This is a genomic window from Burkholderia sp. FL-7-2-10-S1-D7, assembly GCF_001524185.1.
In the GTDB taxonomy this organism is placed as follows: domain Bacteria; phylum Pseudomonadota; class Gammaproteobacteria; order Burkholderiales; family Burkholderiaceae; genus Burkholderia; species Burkholderia diffusa.
This window is the reverse complement of the sequence record NZ_LOWY01000014.1, coordinates 178,675-200,258: the sequence shown is the minus strand read 5'-3', so window position 1 is coordinate 200,258 and position 21,584 is coordinate 178,675. Positions and strand designations below refer to the sequence as shown.

Genomic DNA, 21,584 nt, shown 5'->3' with positions numbered 1-21,584 from the left:
ACCCATGACCACGCTTCCGACAGTCCTCATCACCGGCGCCTCCAGCGGCATCGGTGCCACCTACGCCGAGCGCTTCGCTCGGCGTGGCCATGACCTCGTCCTTGTCGCCCGTGACAAGGCGCGACTCGATGCCTTGGCAGCGCGCCTGCGGGAGGAAAGCGGCGTGGCCGTAGAAGTGCTGCCGGCCGACCTGACCCGGTCCACCGATCTGTCCGCGCTCGAGGCGCGTCTGCGCGATGACGATCGAATAGGAATTCTGATCAACAATGCCGGCGTGGCTCAGTCGGGCGGCCTCCTGCAGCAAACCCCTGAAAGCATCGAACGCCTGATCACGCTCAACACGTCGGCGCTGACGAGGCTTGCAGCCGCGGTCGCGCCACGCTTCGTGCAGTCCGGTAACGGCTCGATCGTCAATATTGGCTCGGTGGTAGGTTTCGCGCCCGAGTTCGGCATGTCGATCTACGGCGCGACCAAGGCATTCGTGCTGTTCCTGTCGCAGGGCCTGAATCTCGAGTTGTCGCCCAAGGGTGTTTACGTGCAAGCCGTCCTGCCGACGGCGACGCGCACGGAGATCTGGGAGCGCGCCGGAATCGACGTGAACACGCTGACCGAGGTGATGGAAGTGGGTGAGTTGGTCGACGCGGCGCTGATCGGGTTCGACCGTCGCGAACTGGTCACGATCCCGCCGCTGCACGTAGCCGGGCGGTGGGACGCGCTGGATGGCGCTCGCCAGGGACTGCTATCGGACATTCGACAGGCACACGCGGCCGAGCGTTATCAGCTCCACGCCTGACCATTTGATTGCGGCAAACGGCGGAACGACGGATACCACGATGACCGACAACCATATCACTACGCCCACGCGCTTCGTGGATGTCAACGGTACTCGATTCGCCTACCGCCGATGGGGTAAGGCAGACTCTTCGCAGCCGCCGTTACTGTTCCTGCAGCACTTCCGCGGGGGGATGGACAACTGGGATCCCCTGATGACGGATGGGCTTGCCGAAAGCCGCGAAGTCATTCTCTACAACGGTCGCGGCGTCGCTTCCTCCGGCGGACAACCACGAACGCGCATCGAGGACATGGCCGATGACGCAGCGACCTTCGTTCGTGCACTCGGCTTGCAGCAAATCGACGTTCTGGGTTTTTCGCTGGGCGGGTTTCAGGCTCTCGACCTGACCTGGCGCCATCCCGAGCTCGTGCGCAAGCTGATGCTGCTGGGCACCGGGCCGCGCGGGGGGAATCCGGAAATGGAGCAGCGCGTATTGACCACCGCGGTCAATCCGGTCCCGGTTTTCGAAGACTTCCTCTACCTGTTCTTCGGACGATCAGCAGAAGCCGAGCAGGCGGCAGGGGCCTTCTGGGAGCGGCGTCATATGCGAGCCGACCAGGATCCGCCATCCTCGCCGGAGGTCGCGATCGCCCAGATCGAGGCCAACCTACTGTATATGCCGAGGCTGTCGGAGGACGATCCTTTCGCGTATCTGCGAGGCATCCGGCAGCCGACGTTCATCCTCAATGGCGTAAACGACGTGATGGTCCCGACGATTAACTCCTTCTACATGGCGCGCAACCTGCCAAATGCGCAGTTGTTCATTTACCCGGATGCCGGCCACGCCGCGCAGTTTCAGTACCCGCAACGCTTCCTGGGTCACGCAGTTCAGTTCCTGAGCGAGTGACGCGACGGTCGTCATAGTCGGAACGCACTTTTCTCAGGTCAAAAGGATGCCCGAAATGCTCAAGTTCAAGTTCCTGTTGTGGGCATTCGCCCAGCTGCTGAGACGCAAGATCAGGCGCGACGCCAACGCCGCGCGCTACGTTGCGTCCAAGAGCCTGGTATTCCAGATTCGTACGGTTTCGGGCGCTGGGCGCTATTTTGTGATCGAAGAGGGCACCGTCAGATCGTTTGCGGGACTGGCAGCGACGCCTCGATTCACGCTCACCTTTACGAGTGCCGCCAAAGGCTTCGAGATTCTGTCGGCCAAGGATGCCCAGGCGGCTTTCCTCAAGGGGGTGGGCAGTAAAGACCTGATCATCAGTGGCGACTTCCGGGAAGTGATGTGGTTCCAGGGCCTGACGGCGTTCCTGCAGCCTCCGAAAATCGTCTTGCCTTACGACCGCACCGCATTCTGAGTTGCCATGAAACCCGATCTGCTGAACCAGCCGTTGCGCCTGCCCAATGGCAGCTTGCTGCGCAACCGACTCGCCAAGGCCGCCATGAGCGAGACTCTCGGCACCTACGATAATCGCCCGACACCGGACCTGGTGCAGTTGTATCGACGCTGGGCTGCGTCGGGGCTTGGACTGATCATGACGGGGAACGTGATGATCGACCGCCGCGCGTTAGGCGAGCCCGGGAATGTCGTGATCGAAGACGAGGCAGACTTGCCCGTGCTGCGCCAGTGGGCGAAGGCTGCAACCGCTCAAGGGGCATCGATCTGGGTGCAGCTGAACCATCCTGGAAAGCAATCGACCAAGGGTTTGAACGCCTTCAACCTAGCGCCCTCCGCGGTTCCTTTCCGCGAGGACATGGCGGCATTCTTCGAGACACCGCGCGAAGCGACTGCGTCCGAGATTCAGGACATCATCGAGCGCTTCGGGCGCAGCGCGGCCATTTGCAAGAAGGCTGGGTTCAGTGGCGTCGAGATCCACGGAGCACATGGTTATCTGATCAGCCAATTTCTTTCTCCGCACCACAACCGCCGCAGCGACGAATGGGGTGGCAGTCCCGAGAAACGGCGCCGCTTCGTACTGGCCGTCTATGCGGAAATCCGACGGCAAGTCGGCCCGGACTTCCCGGTGGGTATCAAGCTCAATTCGGCCGACTTCCAGCGCGGTGGTTTTACGGAAGAAGAATCGATCGAGACAATCCGCGCGTTGAGCGATGCGGGGATCGACCTGATCGAGATTTCCGGCGGTACCTATGAGGCGCCTGCCATGAGCGGGACGATGCAAGAGTCGAAGAAGGAATCCACTGCGGCGCGGGAGGCCTACTTCCTGGATTTTGCCCAGAAGGTGCGCGCGGCAGTCAAAGTGCCACTCATGGTGACCGGTGGTTTTCGCACCGCCGCCGGCATGAACGCGGCGCTGCACTCCGGTGCGCTGGATGTCGTGGGCCTCGCACGGCTGCTCGCGATCGATCCCGAGGCGCCCGCCGCCTTGCTTCAAGGGCGCGACAGCCTGCAGCAGGTGCACCCGATCAGCACCGGCCTGAAGGCTGTCGATCGCCTCGGAATCATGGAGGTACTGTGGTATACGCGCCAGCTCAAGCGCATTGCGAGGGGGAGAGAACCTCGCCCCGACGAGGGCGGGCTTGCAGCATTCCTGAAGTCTGCTTTCAGCAGCGGCTGGGGAACGTTTCGCACGCGGCGTCTGCGGGCGCGCATTTGAGCGCCGAGCGCCAGCGATCAGAAACTGATCGCTGATGAACGTCATATAAAACGATCTACCACCCGATCCAGGGAAGCCACGCACAAGCGCATCGTCGACGTTGGCGCGCGCCGTCGACGATGCGCTGTTGTCCGAATCGATGCTTGAGGCCACACTCGAGTTTCTGGTTTGCGGCGCGGATTGAAGTCCCACGTGTTTCCCGGTCAGCACGAGGCTCGACATATGAAAGCAGCGCCCAAGGAGTCAATGATGCAGAGCATCAACGCGGACACCCAATCGACAACGTCGTATACGCGGGCACCGAACAAGTTCGTCAACGCGGCTGGAACCCGGTTCGCCTACCGTGAACTGGGTCCGCACGGCGGCATTCCTTTGGTTTTGCTGAACCATTGGGGCGCCGTGCTGGACAACTTCGACCCGCGCATCGTCGATGGCTTGGCTCAGACGCATCGCGTCATCGCCATCGACTATCGAGGAATTGGCTTATCCGGTGGTATCGCGCCCGTGACCGTGGACGAGATGGCGCGCGACACCATCGCGCTGATTCGAGCAATGGGTTTCGATCGAGTCGATCTGCTCGGCTTCTCGCTTGGCGGCTTCGTCGCGCAGGACGTTGCACTCAAGGCGCCGGGCCTGGTGCGCAAGCTCATACTCACTGGCACGGGCCCCGCCGGCGGTCACGGGATTGATCGCGTGGGCGCCGTGTCCTGGCCACTCATGCTCAAAGGCCTGCTCACGCTGCGCGATCCGAAGGCGTATCTGTTCTTCACGTCCACGACCAACGGCCAGCACGCGGCAAGCGCCTTCTTGAAACGGTTGAAGGAACGTAAGTCTGGCCGCGACAAGGGGCCGACACCTCGCGCCTTCCTTCGTCAACTCAAGGCGATCAAGGCGTGGGGCCAGCAAGCGCCTCAGGATCTCGCCAGCCTGCCGATACCTGTCCTGATCGCCAATGGGGATAACGACATTATGGTGCCGACCGCGCTCAGCCACGATATGGGCCGCCGCATCCCCCAGGCGCAACTCGTCATTTATCAGGACGCCGGCCACGGCGGAATCTTCCAGCATCACACCAACTTCGTACCCATGGCACTGGAATTTCTATCTCAATGAATACCTTGTGGACCAGAGGCGTATGAAGTTTCTCGCGAATACAACGCACCATCGGAGCAAGCGCAACATGAAAGCACTCACATTCAAACGCTATGGCAAATCACCCGAGATCGGGTTCGCCGAAGTGTCGCGCCCCACGCTCAAGCCCGACGAACTGCTAGTCGAGGTTCACGCCGCGGGGGTGAACCCGATCGACAACATGATTCCAACGGGAATGTTCAAACCCGTCTTGAAGGTCCAACTGCCCGCGACCATGGGGAGCGATCTGGCCGGCATCGTGATCGATGTCGGCAGCCGCGTCACTCGCTTCAAGAAAGGCGACGCCATCTTTGCAAGTCTGTTCGACCTTGGAAGTGGATCTATCGCCGAATTTGCCGTGGTACCGGAGAGCGCTGCGGCCCCGAAACCGGTTAATCTGGACTTCGTGCAGGCCGCCTCGGTCCCGATGGTCGGCCTCACTTCATGGCAAGCACTGAAGGAGCGTGCCAATCTTCAGCCGGGTCAGAAGGTGTTCATTCCTGCGGGGTCCGGCGGTATTGGAACATTTGCGATCCAATTGGCCAAATATTTCGGCGCCAAGGTGGGAACCAACACCAGCACAGGTAATATCCCGTTGGTGAAAAGCCTGAGCGCGGACGAAGTAATCGACTACAAGAAGCAAGCGTTCGAGAAAGTGCTGCGCGACTACGATGTGGTGCTTGGCACGATTAGGGGAGACGCGGTCGAAAAATCGGTAGGAATCTTGAAACCGGGCGGGAAGATCGTCTCTCTTATCGGTCCGCTGGACGCAGCGTTCGCCCGTGCTCGCGGGCTGAACTTCGTCCTGAAGTTTGTATTCAGTCTGATGAGCCGCAAGATCATGCGTCTTGCGAGGAAGCGGGATGTCACCTACTCATTTCTCTTCGTACGCCCCGACGGTGCTCAACTCGCCGAGATCGGCAAACTGCTCGAATCCGAACGTATCCATCCTGTGATTGACAAGGTGTTTCCGTTTGAACAAGCAAAGGAAGCGCTTGAGTACCTAGCGCAAGGACGCGCGAAGGGTAAAGTCGTGGTCAAGATCAAGTAAGGTGCCATCGACGACGAGCGGTTGGCCCAGCTGATTCACAAGGCCCTGCACACCAAGCCCGCGGATGGCTCCACGTACTGGGGCATGCGCACGATCGCCGCCGAAACCGCCATTTCGCCAACACGTGTGCATCGTTACTTCAAGCTGCTGGGCCTGCAACCGCTTATTCCTGTCCTTCCTGCACGAAATCGACAGGCCGTGCCAGCCGAACTCGACGTGCAGTGCATCGTCGACCTACAGCAGTCACAAGCATCCGAAGGTCGAGGCGTGGTTGGCGACACGCTCCCGCTGGCACGTGCATTTCATTCCCACCTATAGTTCGTGCCTCAACCAGGTCGAACGCTTCTTTGCGCTGATCACCGCCAAGGCAATCCATTGCGGCTCGTTCGGCTCGGTCAGCCAGCCAGGCAAGCAGGGAGGGATAGCGATCTACTACGACCATCGCATCCAGCCGTTCGGTCGGCGTGGTTACAAATTTCCCGACTGCCGTAGCAAATCGTTCAATAGCAGAGTGCATTTTCAGGCAGCAGGACCCGGTCTCAATTCATGTCGATGAGCGTGGTGCGAGGCCGCCAAGCTGTGCTGGGCAAGGCCTGTATAAGGCGCACCAAAGGCATAGTTACAAAATTGTGCAAACGGACGACAGCGATGCCAAACGCGAGACCGGCGCCCCCTGATCTCGACATTATAGAAATAATGTCAAATCAAGCGCGACTGTTGATTGGATATTTAACGGTTTACGTTATATTATTAACGAAATTATCGACGCAACCCGCTATGTCCGACCACGCCCCCGACGAATCCCGCTTGATCGCCGAAATCGACCGCCTGAAGGCCGATTTCCCGAAAACCCGCGAGCTGTATCGCGAGGTCTGCGCATTGATGTTCTTCCGCTTCGGCATCACGCCCACCGCGAACCGTCTGTACCAGCTCGTGCGCAAGGGCAGCATGAGCACGCCGACGGCGGTTCTCGGCGAGTTCTGGGCCGAGTTGCGGGAAAAGAGTCGGGTGCGCATCGAGCATCCTGACTTGCCGGCCGACCTGCAGGCTGCGGCCGGCGAGCTCGTCGCCGCGTTGTGGAATCGCTCGACTACCGATGCCGCCGCGGCGCTCGATGCACTGCGCGCCGAAGTCGAAGCCGAGCGGGCGGCGGCGAAGGCGGAGGTCGCTGCATCGCAGGCCGAGCTGTCCCGTACCGAAACCGCGCTGGAGCACCGCACGAGTGCGTTGCTGGCGGCCCAGGTGCGCATCCAGGAGCTCGAGCAGGCGTGGGCGGCCGACGAAGCATCGCACCGCGCGCTGCAGGCGGAAGTCGAGCGACTGAAGTCCGACAATGCAGACGCCGATCGTGCGCTGGCGCAAGCTCGCGCCGATTTCACGTTGCAGCTCGACCGGCTGCGCGACGACGCGGGCCGGGCGGAGGAACGCTTGCGCGCATCGGAGAAACGGGCGCTCCAGGAGATCGACCGCGAACGGCTCGCGGCCGCGCGGGCTCAAAAGGAACTCGATGCGGCCGCGACGCGCGCCGAACAGCGCGATACGCAGCACCGTAAGGATCTCGCGGCGCTGCAAGCGCAATTGGCCGACATGCAGCACCGCTGCGGGGTGCTCGAAGGTCAGCTCGAAGGCGCCCGCGCGGCCAATGCCGCGTACGTCGGCGAGCTCGATGCATTGCGTGCCGAACGCGCCTCACGCGCCCCCGTGCGCAGGGCGCCCGGTCGGCCGGCGGGTGGCGGCCTGCGTGCGGCGAAACCGGTCGCCAGGAAGCGCGTTCCCAAACCCGCGTGACATGGGCGCCACGGTTCGGCGATAACGCATCCGCGACGCGGTGCGATTCGGGTAAAGTGCCGCTCAACTTGCCGGCTCGACGCTGCTAGACGACCGGTCTAATCGTTGTTAAGATACGCCATCATGAATGCATCTTCAGGCGCGGAAGTCCGCCATCACATTCTGAATATCGCGAAGCCGATCATGCTCCACAAGGGGTTCTCGGCGGTCGGTCTGAACGAGATTCTCGCCGCGGCGGGCATCCCGAAGGGCTCGTTCTACCATTACTTCGGCTCGAAGGAGGCGTTCGGCGAGGCGCTGCTCGAATCGTATTTCGAAGGCTATCTCGAGCATCTCGACAACCTGCTCGGCCAACAGGCCGGCACGGGCGCGCAACGCCTGATGACGTACTGGGGCAACTGGCTGCACACGCAGTGCGCGGACGATCCGGAAGGCAAGTGCCTCGCGGTGAAGCTCGGCGCGGAAGTGTCCGATCTGTCGGAGGCAATGCGCGCGGTGCTGCGGCGCGGCACCGACCAGATCATCGAGCGGCTCGCGGGCGGGATCGAGGCCGGGCTGGCCGACGGTTCGCTGAGCGGCGTCGACGATCCGGCGCATACGGCCGCGATCCTTTACGAGCTGTGGCTGGGTGCGACGCTGCTGGAGAAGATCCACCGGAACCGCAAATCGCTCGAACGCGCGATGCTCGAAACACGGCGGATGCTGAACCTGCCGTCCTTCGAGCCAGACGGAGCGCTGTCGTAACGTGGGCGCGCGCAGGCGCGCCTTGTTTTTTGGTTGAATACTAGACGACTGGTCTACTTAAACAGAATTCCCGTTGCCTTACCCGCGCGGCTGCGGCTCCGCCGGCCGACTGGCCGGCCCGGCCCGCAGCCTCGCATCACGGTTGTCCAAGTTGATCCGATCGTGCCCGGTGCACGTCCCATCCTGTTGACGGAGGTTCCCATGCCGCAAAGCAAGGCAGCAAACCGCAGAATCATCCTGAACGCGCGCCCGGTCGGCGCGCCCACCCCGAACGATTTCCGTACCGAGACCCTCGACGTGCCGGTGCCCGGCGCCGGCCAGGTGCTGTTGCGCACGGTCTGGCTGTCGCTCGACCCGTACATGCGCGGCCGGATGAGCGACGCGCCGTCGTATGCACCGCCGGTCCAGCTAGGCGACGTAATGGTCGGCGGCACGGTCAGCCGCGTCGTGGCATCGAACCTGCCCGCGTATCGCGAAGGCGACCTGGTCGTCGCGGGCGGCGGCTGGCAGGACTATTCGCTGTCCGATGGCAGCGATCTCATTCCGCTCGGCCGCGACTTCCCGCATCCGTCGCATGCGCTCGGCGTGCTCGGCATGCCGGGGTTCACCGCGTACACCGGGCTGCTGAAGATCGGCGAGCCGAAGGCGGGCGAAACCGTGGTCGTGGCCGCCGCGAGCGGGGCCGTCGGCGCGGTGGTCGGCCAGATCGCGAAGCTGAAGGGCTGCCGCGTGGTCGGCATCGCGGGCGGCGCAAACAAGGTCGCGTACGTGAAGGACACGCTCGGTTTCGACGCGTGCGTCGATCACCGCGATCCGCAATTTGCAGAGAAACTGAAGGCCGCCTGCCCGAACGGCATCGACGTCTATTTCGAGAACGTCGGCGGTGCCGTGTTCGACGCGGTGTGGCCGCTGCTCAACGATCATGCGCGCGTGCCGGTGTGCGGAATCATCGCGCATTACAACGACGCGGCGTACGACGACACCGCGGTATCGGGCGGCCGTGACCGCGTGCCGGCACTGATGGGCACGATCCTGCGCAAGCGCATCCGCATGCAGGGGTTCATCATTCTGGATCACTATGCGACCGGCTATGCGCCGTTCCTGAAGGAGATGAGCGAGTGGGTCGCGCAGGGCAAGGTGAAGACGCTCGAAGATGTGGTCCCCGATCTCGCCGAAGCACCGCAAGCACTGATCGGCTTGCTCGCCGGCAAGAATTTCGGCAAGGTCGTCGTGCGTGTGGGCCCGGACGAACTGGCCTGACACCGGCGCAAGACGACACACGACGATTGCACGCTGGCGTCGCGAGACGCCTGCTTGTGGCATGCTCGATTCCGTTTTGAAAGGAGTGACAAGATGGCGCTTCACGTGATTGCTTCCCTGTTCCTGAAACCCGAACACGCGCAGGCCGCCGAGGCCGAATTGCGCAGCATGGTCGCCAAGACGCGCGTCGAACCGGGCAACCGGCGCTACGACCTGTTCCGCGAGCAGGACGGTTCGCCGAACCTGCACCTGTACGAGATCTACGACGACCAGGCCGCATTCGACGCGCATCTCGCCAGCCCGCATTTCACCGAATTCCGCGTGAAGTCGGCCGACTGGTTCGCGGCGCCGCCCGTCATCAAGGTGCTGTCGGGCATCGACGTGGCCGAGTGACGGCGCGACACCGTCGTCGCGGCTCGCTCGAGCCCGGGCCGCGCGGCAGCCGTCACGCATGACGCGACGGCAATGACAACGACAACGCGGCGCAGCGAATCGTTCGTGCCGCTTCCCCAACACACTGGCCTCGGAGTTTGAATGGTCACCCTCAATATCAACGGCGAGAACCGTACGGTCGACGCCCCCGACGACATGCCCCTGCTGTGGGTCCTGCGTGACGTCGTGGGCCTGACCGGCACGAAATTCGGCTGCGGGATCGCGCAATGCGGCGCGTGCACCGTCCATCTCGACGGCGTTGCCGCACGCTCGTGCGTGCTGCCCGTCGCGGCCGTCGCGGGCCGCAAGATCACGACGATCGAAGCCGTCGGCGCGACGCCGGCCGGGCAGAAGGTTCAGGAAGCGTGGCGCGAGCTCGACGTCGTCCAGTGCGGCTACTGCCAGTCCGGGCAGGTGATGGCGGCCACGGCGCTGATCGCGTCGAACCCGAACCCGAGCGACGCCGACATCGACGCGGCAATGGCCGGCAACATCTGCCGCTGCGGCACGTACAACCGGATTCGCGCGGCCGTCAAGCAAGCCGCGAAGGGAGCGTGACATGTCGCGAGGACTGATCGAAGCAGGCAAGGTCGCCGGGCAGGCGGCCGGGGCGGGCATGTCGCGCCGAACGTTTCTGAAGGCGGGCATGTCGCTCGGCGCGGCGGCGGGCGGCGGCTTGCTGCTCGGTTTCAGCATGCCGGCAGCGGGCGATGACGCACGGCGCTCGGTGATCGGCGGCGACGCGGACGAAAGTGCGCGCGCCGGCGTATTCGCGCCGAACGCGTTCGTGCAGATCGATCGCAGCGGCAAGGTCACGCTGGTGATGCCGAAGGTCGAGATGGGGCAAGGCGTCTACACGGCGCTGCCGATGCTGATCGCCGAGGAGCTCGAAGTGCCGCTGTCGAACGTCACGCTCGACCATGCGCCGCCCAACGAGAAGCTGTTCCTCGATCCGCTGCTCGGCGGCCAGTTGACGGGCGGCTCGACGTCGGTGCGCTACGCATGGGAACCGCTGCGCCGCGCGGGTGCGACCGCGCGCACGCTGCTGGTTTCCGCGGCGGCGAAGCAATGGAGCGTCGATCCGGCCACCTGCCGGGCGGAAAACGGCGAAGTGCAACATCTCCCGAGCGGCCGGCGCGCATCGTACGGCCAACTCGCGGACGCCGCGTCGAAGCTGCCGGTGCCGAAGGACGTCGCGCTGAAGCAGCCGGCCGATTTCAAGCTGATCGGCAAGCCGTTGAAGCGGCTCGATTCGCCGGAGAAGGTCGATGGCACCGCGCAGTTCGGGCTCGACGTGCGTCTGCCCGGCATGCTGTACGCGGTGATCGTGAACAGCCCGGTGTTCGGCGGCACGGTCGCGAGCGTCGACGATACTGCCGCGAAGAAGATTCCGGGCGTGCGTCAGGTCGTGCGCGCGGACAACGCCGTCGCGGTGGTCGGCGATCATACGTGGGCCGCGAAGCGCGGCGCGTCGGCGCTCGTCGTGAAGTGGAACGAAGGCGCGGGCGCGAAGGTGTCGACCAAGGACATCGTCGCCGATCTCGCGCAGGCCGCCGCGAACGGGAAGGGCGCGGTCGCGCGCAAGGACGGCGACGTCGGCAAGGCGTTCGCGAATGCGAAGACCCGCATCGACGCCGTCTACGAACAGCCGCTCCTTGCGCACGCAACGATGGAGCCGGTGAACTGCACGGTGCACGTGCGCGGCGACGGCTGCGAGATCTGGGTCGGCACGCAGGTGCCGACGCGCGCGGTCGACACCGTGCAGCGGCTCACGAGCTTTCCGCCGGAGAAGATCGTCGTGCACAACCACCTGCTCGGCGGCGGTTTCGGCCGGCGACTCGAAACGGACATGATCGGCCAGGCCGTGAAGATCGCCAAGCAGGTCAACGCGCCGGTGAAGGTCGTCTGGACCCGCGAGGAAGACATCCAGCACGACATGTATCGGCCGTACTACTACGACCGGATTTCGGCCGGCCTCGACGCGAACGGCAAGCCGGTCGCGTGGCAGCACCGGATCGTCGGTTCGTCGATCCTCGCGCGCTTCGCACCGCCGGCGTTCAAGGACGGCGTCGATCCCGACGCGGTCGAAGTCGCGACCGACCTGCCGTACGACCTGCCGAACCAGTTGATCGATTACGTGCGGCAGGAGCCGCGTCACGTGCCGACCGCATTCTGGCGCGGCGTCGGCCCGACGCGCAGCACCTTCGTCGTCGAGAGCTTTATCGACGAACTGGCCGCGCAGACCAAGACCGATCCCGTGCAATATCGCCGCGCGCTGCTCGGCAAGACGCCGCGCGCGCTGAACGTGCTCGACGTCGCGACGAAGGCGGCGGGATGGGGCGCGCCGCTGCCGAAGGGGCAAGGGCGCGGCGTATCGGTGATGCATGCGTTCGGCAGCTTCTTCTCGATCGTCATCGATGTCGCGGTGGAGGGCGGCGAAGTGCAGGTCAAGCGTGCCGTGTGCGCGGTCGACTGCGGGATGGCCGTGAATCCGGACACGATCGACGCGCAAGTGCAGGGCGGCATCATCTTCGGGATCACGGGCGCGCTGTATGGCGAGATCACAATCGAGGATGGCCGCGTCGTGCAGAGCAACTTCAACGACTACCGGATGATACGCATCAACGAAACGCCGCCGATCGAGGTGCATCTCGTGAAGAGCGCCGAGGCGCCGGGCGGAATCGGCGAACCGGGCACCGCTGCGACGGCCGCGGCGCTGTCTAACGCGATCTTCGCGGCAACCGGCACGCGGCTGCGCAAGCTGCCGGTCGGCAACCAGTTGAAGACGGCCTGAGGGGAGGGAACGAACATGCGAAACCTCACCCCGAACAGTCTGAATCGCGCCGCTCGCAAGCTCGGCGCATCGTTGATCGCGCTGTCCGCGCTGATGGCCGGCACGGTGGCGCACGCCGCGCAAACGGCGCCCGCCGACAGCGCGCTGGTCGCACGCGGCGCGTATCTCGCGAAGGCCGGCGATTGCGTCGCGTGCCACACCGCGCCGCGCGGCGCGCCGTTCGCCGGCGGCCTGAAGATGATCACGCCGATGGGCGCGATCTACACGACCAACATCACGCCCGACCCGGACACGGGCATCGGCGGCTATACGGAGGCCGAGTTCGCGGGCGCGCTGCGCTCGGGTGTCGCGAAGGATGGCCATCACCTGTATCCGGCGATGCCGTATCCGTCGTACGCAAAGCTGCGCGACGACGACGTGAAGGCGCTTTACGCGTACTTCATGCACGGCGTCGAGCCGGTAAAGCAGGCGAACCGTGCGTCCGACATTCCGTGGCCGCTCAACATGCGCTGGCCGCTGGCGCTGTGGAACGCGGTGTTCCTCGACACGACGCCGTACACCGACAAGCCGGCGAAGGATGCGATGTGGAACCGCGGCGCGTACCTCGTGCAGGGGCTCGGGCATTGCGGGTCGTGCCATACGCCTCGCGGCGTCGGCTTCCAGGAGAAGGCGCTGGACGAAAGCGGCTCGGCGTTCCTGTCGGGCGCGCCGATCGACAACTGGTTCGCGTCGAACCTGACCGGCGAGCACAATACCGGGCTCGGCCGATGGAGCGATGCGGATGTCGTGCAATTCCTGAAGACCGGCGCGAACCAGCATGCGACCGCGTTCGGCTCGATGGTCAGCGTGATCAACCACAGCACGCAGGAACTGACCGACGACGATCTCGCGGCGATGTCCCGCTATTTGAAATCGCTGCCGGCGGCGGGCGGCACGGGCGCGCCGCCTTACCGTTATGATCCGAAGCCGACGCAGGTCGCGTTGGGCCGGCCGGCGAACGATCCGGGCGCAAAGGTGTATAACGCTTACTGCCTGAATTGCCATAGCGCGGACGGTCGCGGCTACGCGCCGCTGCTTGCACCGCTCGCGGGCAATCCGAACGTGCTCGAGACCGATGCATCGTCGCTGATCAACGTGACGTTGAACGGCAGCGAGTCGCTCGTGATCGGCGGCGTGCCGTCCGCGTATCCGATGCCGGCGTTCGCGAATCAGCTGAACGACCAGCAGATCGCCGACGTGCTGACGTTCATGCGCGCCGGCTGGAACAATGGCGCGCCGGCGGTGCAGGCGGCGGACGTCGCGAAACTCCGCAAGGCGACGGCGGCTGCGCGCTGAGTGCGCGGCCGCACGTGGCGGATGACGACGGGCATGCGTGCCGCGTGCGCGTCGTCGAACGTTGCCGGGTGCAGGGCGCCCGGCAACGCAGTGCTTTCTGTCAACCGGCGTGCGGCCGTTCGCGGCAGCGCGCGTTTTATCGAACGCAAAACTGGGGTGTCTGGATGGCTAACGTAACTTATACGGATACACAACTGCTGATCGACGGCGAGTGGGTCGACGCCGCGGGCGGCAAGACGATCGACGTCGTGAACCCGGCGACGGGCAAGACGATCGGCAAGGTGGCCCACGCGGGCATCGCCGATCTCGATCGCGCGCTGGCCGCGGCGCAGCGCGGTTTCGAAGCATGGCGCAAGGTGCCCGCGCACGAGCGCGCGGCGACGATGCGCAAGGCGGCCGCGCTGGTGCGCGAGCGCGCCGACACGATCGCGCAGCTGATGACGCAGGAGCAGGGCAAGCCGCTGACGGAAGCGCGTGTCGAAGTGCTGTCGGCAGCCGACATCATCGAATGGTTCGCGGATGAAGGCCGCCGCGTGTATGGCCGGATCGTGCCGCCGCGCAATCTCGGCGCGCAGCAGACCGTCGTGAAGGAGCCGGTCGGTCCGGTCGCGGCGTTCACGCCGTGGAATTTCCCGGTCAACCAGGTCGTGCGCAAACTGAGCGCCGCGCTCGCGACCGGCTGCTCGTTCCTCGTGAAGGCGCCGGAAGAAACCCCGGCGTCGCCGGCCGCGCTGCTGCGCGCGTTCGTCGACGCGGGCGTGCCGGCCGGTGCGATCGGTCTCGTGTATGGCGATCCCGCCGAAATTTCGTCTTACCTGATTCCGCACCCGGTGATCCGCAAGGTGACGTTCACGGGCTCGACGCCGGTCGGCAAGCAGCTCGCGGCGCTCGCGGGCCAGCACATGAAGCGCGCGACGATGGAACTGGGCGGTCACGCGCCGGTGATCGTCGCCGAGGACGCGGATGTCGCGCTGGCGGTGAAGGCCGCCGGTGGCGCGAAGTTCCGCAACGCCGGCCAGGTGTGCATTTCGCCGACGCGTTTCCTCGTGCACAACAGCATTCGCGACGAATTCACGCGCGCGCTGGTCCAGCATGCGCAGGGGCTGAAGGTCGGCAACGGCCTCGAGGAAGGCACGACGCTCGGCGCGCTGGCGAACCCGCGCCGGCTGACCGCGATGGCATCGGTCGTCGAGAACGCGCGCAAGGTCGGCGCGAGCATCGAGACCGGCGGTGAACGGATCGGCTCGGAAGGCAACTTCTTCGCGCCGACCGTGATCGCGAACGTGCCGCTCGAAGCGGATGTGTTCAACAACGAGCCGTTCGGCCCGGTTGCGGCGATTCGCGGTTTCGACAAGCTCGAGGACGCGATCGCCGAAGCCAACCGTCTGCCGTTCGGGCTGGCTGGTTATGCGTTCACGCGTTCGTTCGCGAACGTGCACCTGCTGACGCAGCGCCTGGAAGTCGGGATGCTGTGGATCAACCAGCCCGCGACGCCGTGGCCGGAAATGCCGTTCGGCGGCGTGAAGGATTCGGGCTACGGGTCGGAAGGCGGGCCGGAAGCGCTGGAACCGTACCTCGTCACGAAGTCGGTGACGGTGATGGCGGTCTGACGACCGTTCGAGCGCGAGCGTGCCGCCGTTTGCGCGGCGCGCATGCGGCGTAGCGTTGCCGAAGGCCGGGCGTTTTGCCCGGCCTTGTTATTTCCGCGTCGTCGGTCGCCACGCAATAGTTGAACGCGAGCAGCTTGTGAGCGGTGATTGGCGTCCTGGGGAGTCTGGGAGGCGAGCTGGGCGGCCAAGCTGGGATGGCTTTTCGTCGTTTTCATAATTTTACATAACGTGAATTATCGACAATTCATGTTGTAGCGGCTAAGTTGTAATGTCCGCTTCTGGCTAAGTTCAAATGTCCGCTTTTCGACCCGTCGTAAGCTGACTGGCCGCTGGGAATCCAGCGCTGGAGGCTTCGATGGCTGCAACGGAACGGATCACGATGACGATGCGCGAGCTGGACCGATTCAAGCTCATTCAGGACGTGGCCGACGGCAAGCTCAAGCCACGGCGTGCGGGCGAACGGCTGGAGTTGACGAAGCTGGCAGAGGTCGATGAAGGCGCGATCATTGAACACAAGCGCCTGAGTCATGCGCTGCAGGTGGTTGAAGCGATCGAGCCGCAGCGTGATAACCGGAGGATCTCGGGGGCGCCGTCGCAACAGCGCTGCATTGGCGGCACGTAAATCGAACAATTCCGCGTCGAATCCGGGGCCGATCGAGCTTCGGTAACGTTCTGCCTTTTCACTGTTGGGGGCGTTCGATAACGACTGATACCGGCCATTGGCGCGGCAGTCTTTCCCTGCCAGTAAACCCATGTACAATCGCGCGCCATGAACGCACTTCGCCGCTTCCTGCTCCGGCAAGGCGTCGCGCGACAGCTTCTGTGGGGGTTCCTCCTTGTAACGCTGCTGTCCCGCGCGCTGATGTCGGGCGCCGTGATGCTCGATCCGGACGGTCCGGATGCGGGCTCGGTGGTGCTGTGTTCGGGGCGCGGCCCGCTGCTCGTCGACGTGGCAGCACTCGCCGCCCGATTCGAGGCGGGTGCGCCGATCACGCCGGCCAACGATGCGTTCGCGCTCGCCGGCGCGCTGAAGCACGATGCACACGCCGGCAAAGCAGCGTCGTCCGCCGGCGAAGACGGCCTCTGTGCGTTCGGTGCGGCGCTGTTCACGGCGCTGGCGTCGGTCGCGCTGCTGGCTCTATTGTTTCCCGCCGCGGCACCTCAACGGTTCCGGATTCAATTCGACATCCCTCGCGTCGTGCGGTCGGTACTCGACGATCGCCCGCCCTGCCGCGCCCCTCCTCTGTTCTGCTGATCGATTTGCCTGATGGCCCGCGTACGTCGACGTGCGCGGATCGTCACGCCGTTCGTTTCACATCATCCGATTCAAGCGATCACCCGACAGCGCCCGCCGTTCTGGCGACGCCGCCATGCGCGCCATGACCGCGCGCGCATGACGTGTCGTCGTCCGTTCGGCCGCCGTGCGCATGCGGGTGTGCCGCGCGTCGACGGCGGCCGGCCGCGTGCCGGCCAGACCGATCGACGAACACGAGGAGCTGACACCATGTCGACCACCGTCGAGCGGGCCCTTTCGCCCGCCCGTTCCGCCAGCGCCGGTTACCGGACGCTCTGGCGCTGGCATTTCTATGCCGGCCTGTTCGTGATGCCGTTTCTCGTGATCCTCGCGATCACGGGAACGCTCTACTGCTTTCAGCCGCAAATCGAGCCGCTGCTGTATCCGCACCGGCTGATCGTCAACCCGCGCGCGACGCCGCGACTCGATCCGGACACGCTGCTCGCGAAGGCGCGCACCGCGATGCCGGCCGCCGCGACGCCGGTGTCCGTCCAGGTCTCGACCGCGCCGGACCGCAGCGCCGAATACGTGTTCCGGCTGCGCGACGGCAGCCGCGAGAGCGTGTATGTGAACCCATACGACGGCAGCGTGCTCGGCACGCTGAGCGTCGAGAACCGCTTCATGCAGATCGACCGGATGCTGCATCGCAAGCTGCTGCTCGGCAAGACCGGCGAGTTGCTGATGGAGCTCGCCGCGTGCTGGACCTTCGTGATGATCGGCACCGGCATCGCGCTGTGGTGGCCGCGAGGCGCGGCGCGCGTCGGGCAGGCGCTGCGTCCCGACCTGTCGCTACGCGGCCGGCCGCTGTGGAAAAACCTCCACGCGACGGCCGGCATCTGGCTCGCAGCCGGCACGGTGGCGTTCATCCTGACGGGGCTGCCGTGGTCGGGCTCGTGGGGCAAGAACTTCAAGGCGCTGGCCGCGACCGTGAACCTCGGCGCGCCGGAAGGCGCATGGGGCGGCGGGTCGGTGCGCTCGACGCGCCCGGGTGCTGCCGCGGTGCCCGCGCCTGCCCAGGCCGCTGCGCCGTCCGGCCATCACCACGCATCCGGCGATGCGATGCCGGGGATGGTGATGGACGACCTGCCGTTGCCGCAAACGCCGTGGGCGGTCGGCAACGTGCCCGTCCCGCGCTCGCCGTCGGCGCCGACGCCGGCACCGCTGCCGCTGGCCCGCGCGATCGCGACGGTCGCCGGCCTCGGCGTGACGAGCGGCTATACGCTCGCGCTGCCTTCCGGCGCAGACGGCGTGTTCACCGCGTCGTATTTCCCGGCCGACCCGAAGGCGGAACGCACGATCTACATCGATCAGTACAGCGGCGCGGTGCTGAAGGACATCCGCTACGACGACTACGGCGCGGTATCGCAAGCCGTGTCGTACGGCACATCGCTGCACATGGGCCGCTACTTCGGGCTCGCGAACCAGATCATCTGCGCGGTCCTGTCGCTCGGGCTGGCCGCGATGGCCGTCACCGGTACCGTGATGTGGTGGAAGCGCCGCCCGGCCGGGAAGCTGGGCGCGCCGTCGCGCGAACGCGGCACGCCGCCGATGCGCGGCTGGATCGCGGGGCTCGTGCTGCTCGGCATCGTCTTTCCGCTGATGGGCGCGACGATCGTCGCAGTCTGGTTGATCGACCGTCTGCTGTTCGGCCGTGCGGCACGCGCAGCCGCCTGAATCGTCGCGCGCCGGCACACGCCGCGCGCCGACACGGCAAGCCCGGGCCACGGGGTGGCTCGGGCTGTTCGCGCTCGTGCTCGCCCTGGTCGCGCCGCTGATCTCGCAACTGCGCGCGGCCGCATCCGATGACGGCTTGCCGGCCGCGCCGATCTGCTCGGCAACCGGCAACACGCGTGTGGCGCACGCGGAAACGCATGCGCCGTCGGATTCGCCGTCCGACCGGCATTTCGACCGCTGCGGCTATTGCGGCCTGCTCGCCGGCCATCCACCGCTGTCATACGCGGTGCCCTTCCCTGCCCCCACGGCCCTGCGGCACGCGCTGCCCGAACTGCCGATCCCGTCTACCCGATTCCCGTCGAAACGCTACGCGCTCGCCGCGCGCGGGCCGCCGTCCGCTCGCGCCTGACGCGTTTCTCGAACGAGCCGACGCACGACCGTGCCGACGTCGTTCGCACAGATTGCCGCCCACGCCGATGCCAGATGCCGAGCCCGCGCGCAAGCGCGTGCAGCGACTGGCCGCCGACCGTGGTGCGCACCGTATCCGTTTCGCATTCACCATAACCATACATACAACGACATGTTTCCCTTGACCCGTATTGCCGTCGCGCTGTCCGGTGCGATCTCCGTTCTGTTCGCCTCGAGCGCATGCGCACAAAGCGCCGCCGCGCCGACCGAAGCGTCGGCCGCGTCGACGCTACCCGCCATCAACGTCAACGCGACCCGCGCGGAGGATTCGCTGACGTCGAAATCGACCGACGACCTGAAACGCACGCTCGGTCAGACGGTCGGCTCGGTCGGTTTCGTCGACGCCGACAGCTACCGGAACACCTACGCATTCACGCTACGCGACGTGCTGAAGGACGTGCCGGGCGTATTTGTCGAAAACCGCTACGGGCAGGAATTGCGTCTGTCGATCCGCGGCTCGGGGATTGCCCGCGCGTATCACACGCGCGGCCTCGAGATTCTGCAGGACGGCATTCCAACCAACCTCGCGGACGGCAGCGGCGACTACTACCAGATCGATCCGCTCGCGCTGCAGGCGGCGCAGGTCTACAAGGGCGGCAACGGCCTCGCGTACGGAGCATCGACACTCGGCGGCGCGATCGACTTCATCACGCCGACCGCCCATACCGCCGACGCGCCGAACATCCTGCGCGTGGAAGGCGGCAGCTACGGCACGGTGCGCACCAGCGCGCAGATCTCGCGCGTGCTCGGCCCGCTCGACTTCCTCGCGAACTTTAGCGTCAACCATGCGGACGGCTATCGCGATCATTCGAAGGGACAATACGAGCAGTTCAACGCAAACGTCGGCTACCGTTTCAGCCCGACGGTCGAAACGCGCTTCTACGTCGGCGTGTACGTGGTCGACCAGTTGCTGCCCGGCACGCTGTCGCTGTCCGACGCGCTGAACAATCCGACCAAGGCTGCGCCGAGCGCGGTGTCGGGCGACCAGGCGCGCAACACGCGCACCGAGCGGATCGCGAACCGCACGACGGTGAAGCTCGATTCGGGCGAACTGCAGTTCGACACGTGGGCGATCCACAAGAGCCTCTATCACCCGATCTTCCAGGCGCTCGACCAGGACGGCTGGACCTACGGCTTCGCCCCGCGCTACACGGGGCACCTCAAGCTCGGCGGGATGCGCAACGACCTGATCGTCGGTGCGCGCTTCTTCGGCGGCCGCACGCAGGCGAACCAGTACGTGAACGTCAACGGCGACAAGGGCGCGCAGACGCTCGACTCGACGCAGACGGCGTTCAACTACGAGGCGTACGTCGAGAACCGGCTGTTCTTCGTGCCGACCGTCGCGCTGATGACCGGCGTGAAGGTACTGCACTCGGTACGCGAGTACATCGACAACGGCGGCCTGCCGCGCGACCCGAACTACAAGTCGACGAATGCGAGCTACAGCGGCGTCAATCCGAAGCTCGGGCTGCTGTGGCAGCCGGATGCGAACACCCAGGCGTACGTCGACATCACGCGCAGCCAGGACGTGCCCGATTTCACCGACCTGACGCAGACCTTTTCTGGCACGACACGCTTCACGCCGCTCGCGTCGCAGCACGCGTGGACGCTCGAGTTCGGCACGCGCGGCTCGCGCGAGCGCGTGAGCTGGGACGTCACCGCCTATCGCTCGCTCGTGCGCGACCAGTTGCTGCAGTACACGACGAACCCGGACATCCCGGCATCGACGTTCAACGCGAACAAGACGGTGCTGCAAGGCATCGAGGCCGGCGCGTCGGTCGAGTTGCTGCGTAACGTCACCGGTCGCGGCGTGGGCGACACGGTCACGCTGTCGGGCATCTGGAACCTGAACGATTTCCGCTTCAAGAACGACCCGCAGTACGGCAACAACCGGATCGCGGGCGTGCCGTTGAACGTGCTGCGCGCGACGCTGGGTTATGCACGCCCGAGCGGTTTCCACATCGCGGCGACACTCGACTGGGTGCCATCGGGTGCGTGGGCCGACGACGCGAACACGCTGCGCGTGCCGAGCTACACGCTGCTCGGGCTGCAGGCGGGCTACGACTTTCGCAATGGGCTGTCCGTGTTCGTCGACGCACGCAACCTGACCAACAAACGTTACGTCAGCGACATCAGCACGGTCGCGAATGCGCGCACCGCGAGTAACGCGATCTTCTACCCGGGCGAAGGTCGCAGCGTCTTTGCCGGCATGCGGTACGCGTTTTGACGAAGCACGCGAATTCCACCACTTCGAACCATGGAGGTTGGTATGAGCGTTCGCCTTCCCCTGCTTGAACGCATCGGCGGCACCGGCGGTCGTTGAACATCGCGACCCTCGTCGTGATCGAATTGCGGGCAGGATGGGTCGCGTGGATCACGCGGCCCGCTGCACGCGACGCGCTTTCGCGCATTGCCCGATGGTGCACGTGAGCGACGGAGTGAGCGGCTTCGTCGCATGGCATTCGATCCCCGGACCGCCCCGCGTCGCAGCGCGGGGCGCAATCAATACGGTACTCACTTCCCGCATAAAGCGTCTTTTCCCGATCCATTCGTTCGCCGGGCGGATCGCATGCGGCATCGCGCTCGCCGTGGCCACCGCGAATGCATGTGCGG

Annotated in this window: 19 protein-coding genes and 1 pseudogene; all 20 read left to right on the top strand. The window is 65.2% G+C overall.

All coding sequences use genetic code 11. The annotated features are described in order from the left end of the window. Positions 1 to 4 precede the first annotated feature (4 nt). The 20 genes and pseudogenes from WS75_RS05410 to WS75_RS05320 all read left to right on the top strand — a co-directional run bounded on the left by WS75_RS05410 (position 5) and on the right by WS75_RS05320 (position 21,198). On the top strand, positions 5 to 793 hold the full coding sequence (locus tag WS75_RS05410) for an SDR family NAD(P)-dependent oxidoreductase (protein ID WP_059679502.1): 789 nt from the start codon (positions 5 to 7) through the stop codon (positions 791 to 793). A 40-nt stretch (positions 794 to 833) separates the two neighbouring features. Beyond that, complete coding sequence (locus tag WS75_RS05405) at positions 834 to 1,679, top strand: alpha/beta fold hydrolase (protein ID WP_059679501.1); 846 nt, start codon at positions 834 to 836, stop codon at positions 1,677 to 1,679. A gap of 55 nt (positions 1,680 to 1,734) precedes the next feature. Continuing rightward, the gene (locus WS75_RS05400) at positions 1,735 to 2,133 is read left to right on the top strand and encodes a hypothetical protein (RefSeq protein ID WP_059679729.1); all 399 of its coding nucleotides are present in this window, start codon (positions 1,735 to 1,737) and stop codon (positions 2,131 to 2,133) included. A gap of 6 nt (positions 2,134 to 2,139) precedes the next feature. Continuing rightward, positions 2,140 to 3,390, top strand: a complete 1,251-nt coding sequence (locus WS75_RS05395) for an NADH:flavin oxidoreductase/NADH oxidase family protein (protein ID WP_059679500.1) — start codon at positions 2,140 to 2,142, stop codon at positions 3,388 to 3,390. 249 nt (positions 3,391 to 3,639) lie between these two features. Next, a complete protein-coding gene (locus WS75_RS05390; RefSeq protein ID WP_059679728.1) occupies positions 3,640 to 4,503 on the top strand; it encodes an alpha/beta fold hydrolase in 864 nt (287 codons plus the stop codon). A gap of 67 nt (positions 4,504 to 4,570) precedes the next feature. Further along, the gene (locus WS75_RS05385) at positions 4,571 to 5,572 is read left to right on the top strand and encodes an NADP-dependent oxidoreductase (protein WP_059679727.1); all 1,002 of its coding nucleotides are present in this window, start codon (positions 4,571 to 4,573) and stop codon (positions 5,570 to 5,572) included. Positions 5,573 to 5,578: 6 nt separating this feature from the next. Beyond that, a pseudogene (locus WS75_RS31535) lies at positions 5,579 to 5,975 on the top strand (transposase); the annotation flags it as partial. Positions 5,976 to 6,349: 374 nt separating this feature from the next. Beyond that, positions 6,350 to 7,360 (top strand): DNA-binding protein, encoded by a 1,011-nt coding sequence (locus WS75_RS05380; protein ID WP_059679499.1) that lies wholly within the window; start codon positions 6,350 to 6,352, stop codon positions 7,358 to 7,360. A gap of 123 nt (positions 7,361 to 7,483) precedes the next feature. Then, complete coding sequence (locus tag WS75_RS05375; RefSeq protein ID WP_059679498.1) at positions 7,484 to 8,104, top strand: TetR/AcrR family transcriptional regulator; 621 nt, start codon at positions 7,484 to 7,486, stop codon at positions 8,102 to 8,104. A 201-nt stretch (positions 8,105 to 8,305) separates the two neighbouring features. Beyond that, positions 8,306 to 9,364 carry an NADP-dependent oxidoreductase gene (locus WS75_RS05370; protein WP_059679497.1) on the top strand — a complete coding sequence of 353 codons (1,059 nt, stop codon included), beginning with the start codon at positions 8,306 to 8,308 and terminating at the stop codon, positions 9,362 to 9,364. Positions 9,365 to 9,457: 93 nt separating this feature from the next. Then, the gene (locus WS75_RS05365) at positions 9,458 to 9,757 is read left to right on the top strand and encodes a putative quinol monooxygenase (protein WP_044843118.1); all 300 of its coding nucleotides are present in this window, start codon (positions 9,458 to 9,460) and stop codon (positions 9,755 to 9,757) included. 141 nt (positions 9,758 to 9,898) lie between these two features. After that, positions 9,899 to 10,354 (top strand): (2Fe-2S)-binding protein, encoded by a 456-nt coding sequence (locus WS75_RS05360; protein WP_059679496.1) that lies wholly within the window; start codon positions 9,899 to 9,901, stop codon positions 10,352 to 10,354. A 1-nt stretch (position 10,355) separates the two neighbouring features. Continuing rightward, a complete protein-coding gene (locus WS75_RS05355; protein WP_059679495.1) occupies positions 10,356 to 12,590 on the top strand; it encodes a xanthine dehydrogenase family protein molybdopterin-binding subunit in 2,235 nt (744 codons plus the stop codon). Between the two features lie 15 nt (positions 12,591 to 12,605). Next, positions 12,606 to 13,925: a c-type cytochrome gene (locus tag WS75_RS05350; protein ID WP_059679494.1), complete on the top strand. Its 1,320-nt coding sequence runs from the start codon at positions 12,606 to 12,608 to the stop codon at positions 13,923 to 13,925. Positions 13,926 to 14,089: 164 nt separating this feature from the next. Next, on the top strand, positions 14,090 to 15,535 hold the full coding sequence (locus WS75_RS05345; RefSeq protein ID WP_059679493.1) for an NAD-dependent succinate-semialdehyde dehydrogenase: 1,446 nt from the start codon (positions 14,090 to 14,092) through the stop codon (positions 15,533 to 15,535). Between the two features lie 355 nt (positions 15,536 to 15,890). Next, positions 15,891 to 16,157, top strand: a complete 267-nt coding sequence (locus WS75_RS05340) for a hypothetical protein (RefSeq protein ID WP_059679492.1) — start codon at positions 15,891 to 15,893, stop codon at positions 16,155 to 16,157. A gap of 147 nt (positions 16,158 to 16,304) precedes the next feature. Further along, positions 16,305 to 16,790, top strand: a complete 486-nt coding sequence (locus WS75_RS05335; RefSeq protein WP_059679491.1) for a hypothetical protein — start codon at positions 16,305 to 16,307, stop codon at positions 16,788 to 16,790. A 249-nt stretch (positions 16,791 to 17,039) separates the two neighbouring features. Next, positions 17,040 to 18,503, top strand: a complete 1,464-nt coding sequence (locus tag WS75_RS05330; protein WP_059679490.1) for a PepSY-associated TM helix domain-containing protein — start codon at positions 17,040 to 17,042, stop codon at positions 18,501 to 18,503. Continuing rightward, positions 18,481 to 18,912 carry a DUF2946 domain-containing protein gene (locus WS75_RS05325; RefSeq protein ID WP_059679489.1) on the top strand — a complete coding sequence of 144 codons (432 nt, stop codon included), beginning with the start codon at positions 18,481 to 18,483 and terminating at the stop codon, positions 18,910 to 18,912. The genes WS75_RS05330 and WS75_RS05325 overlap by 23 nt, the downstream gene beginning before the upstream one ends. Positions 18,913 to 19,083: 171 nt before the next feature. After that, complete coding sequence (locus WS75_RS05320) at positions 19,084 to 21,198, top strand: TonB-dependent receptor family protein (protein ID WP_059679488.1); 2,115 nt, start codon at positions 19,084 to 19,086, stop codon at positions 21,196 to 21,198. Positions 21,199 to 21,584: the final 386 nt, after the last annotated feature.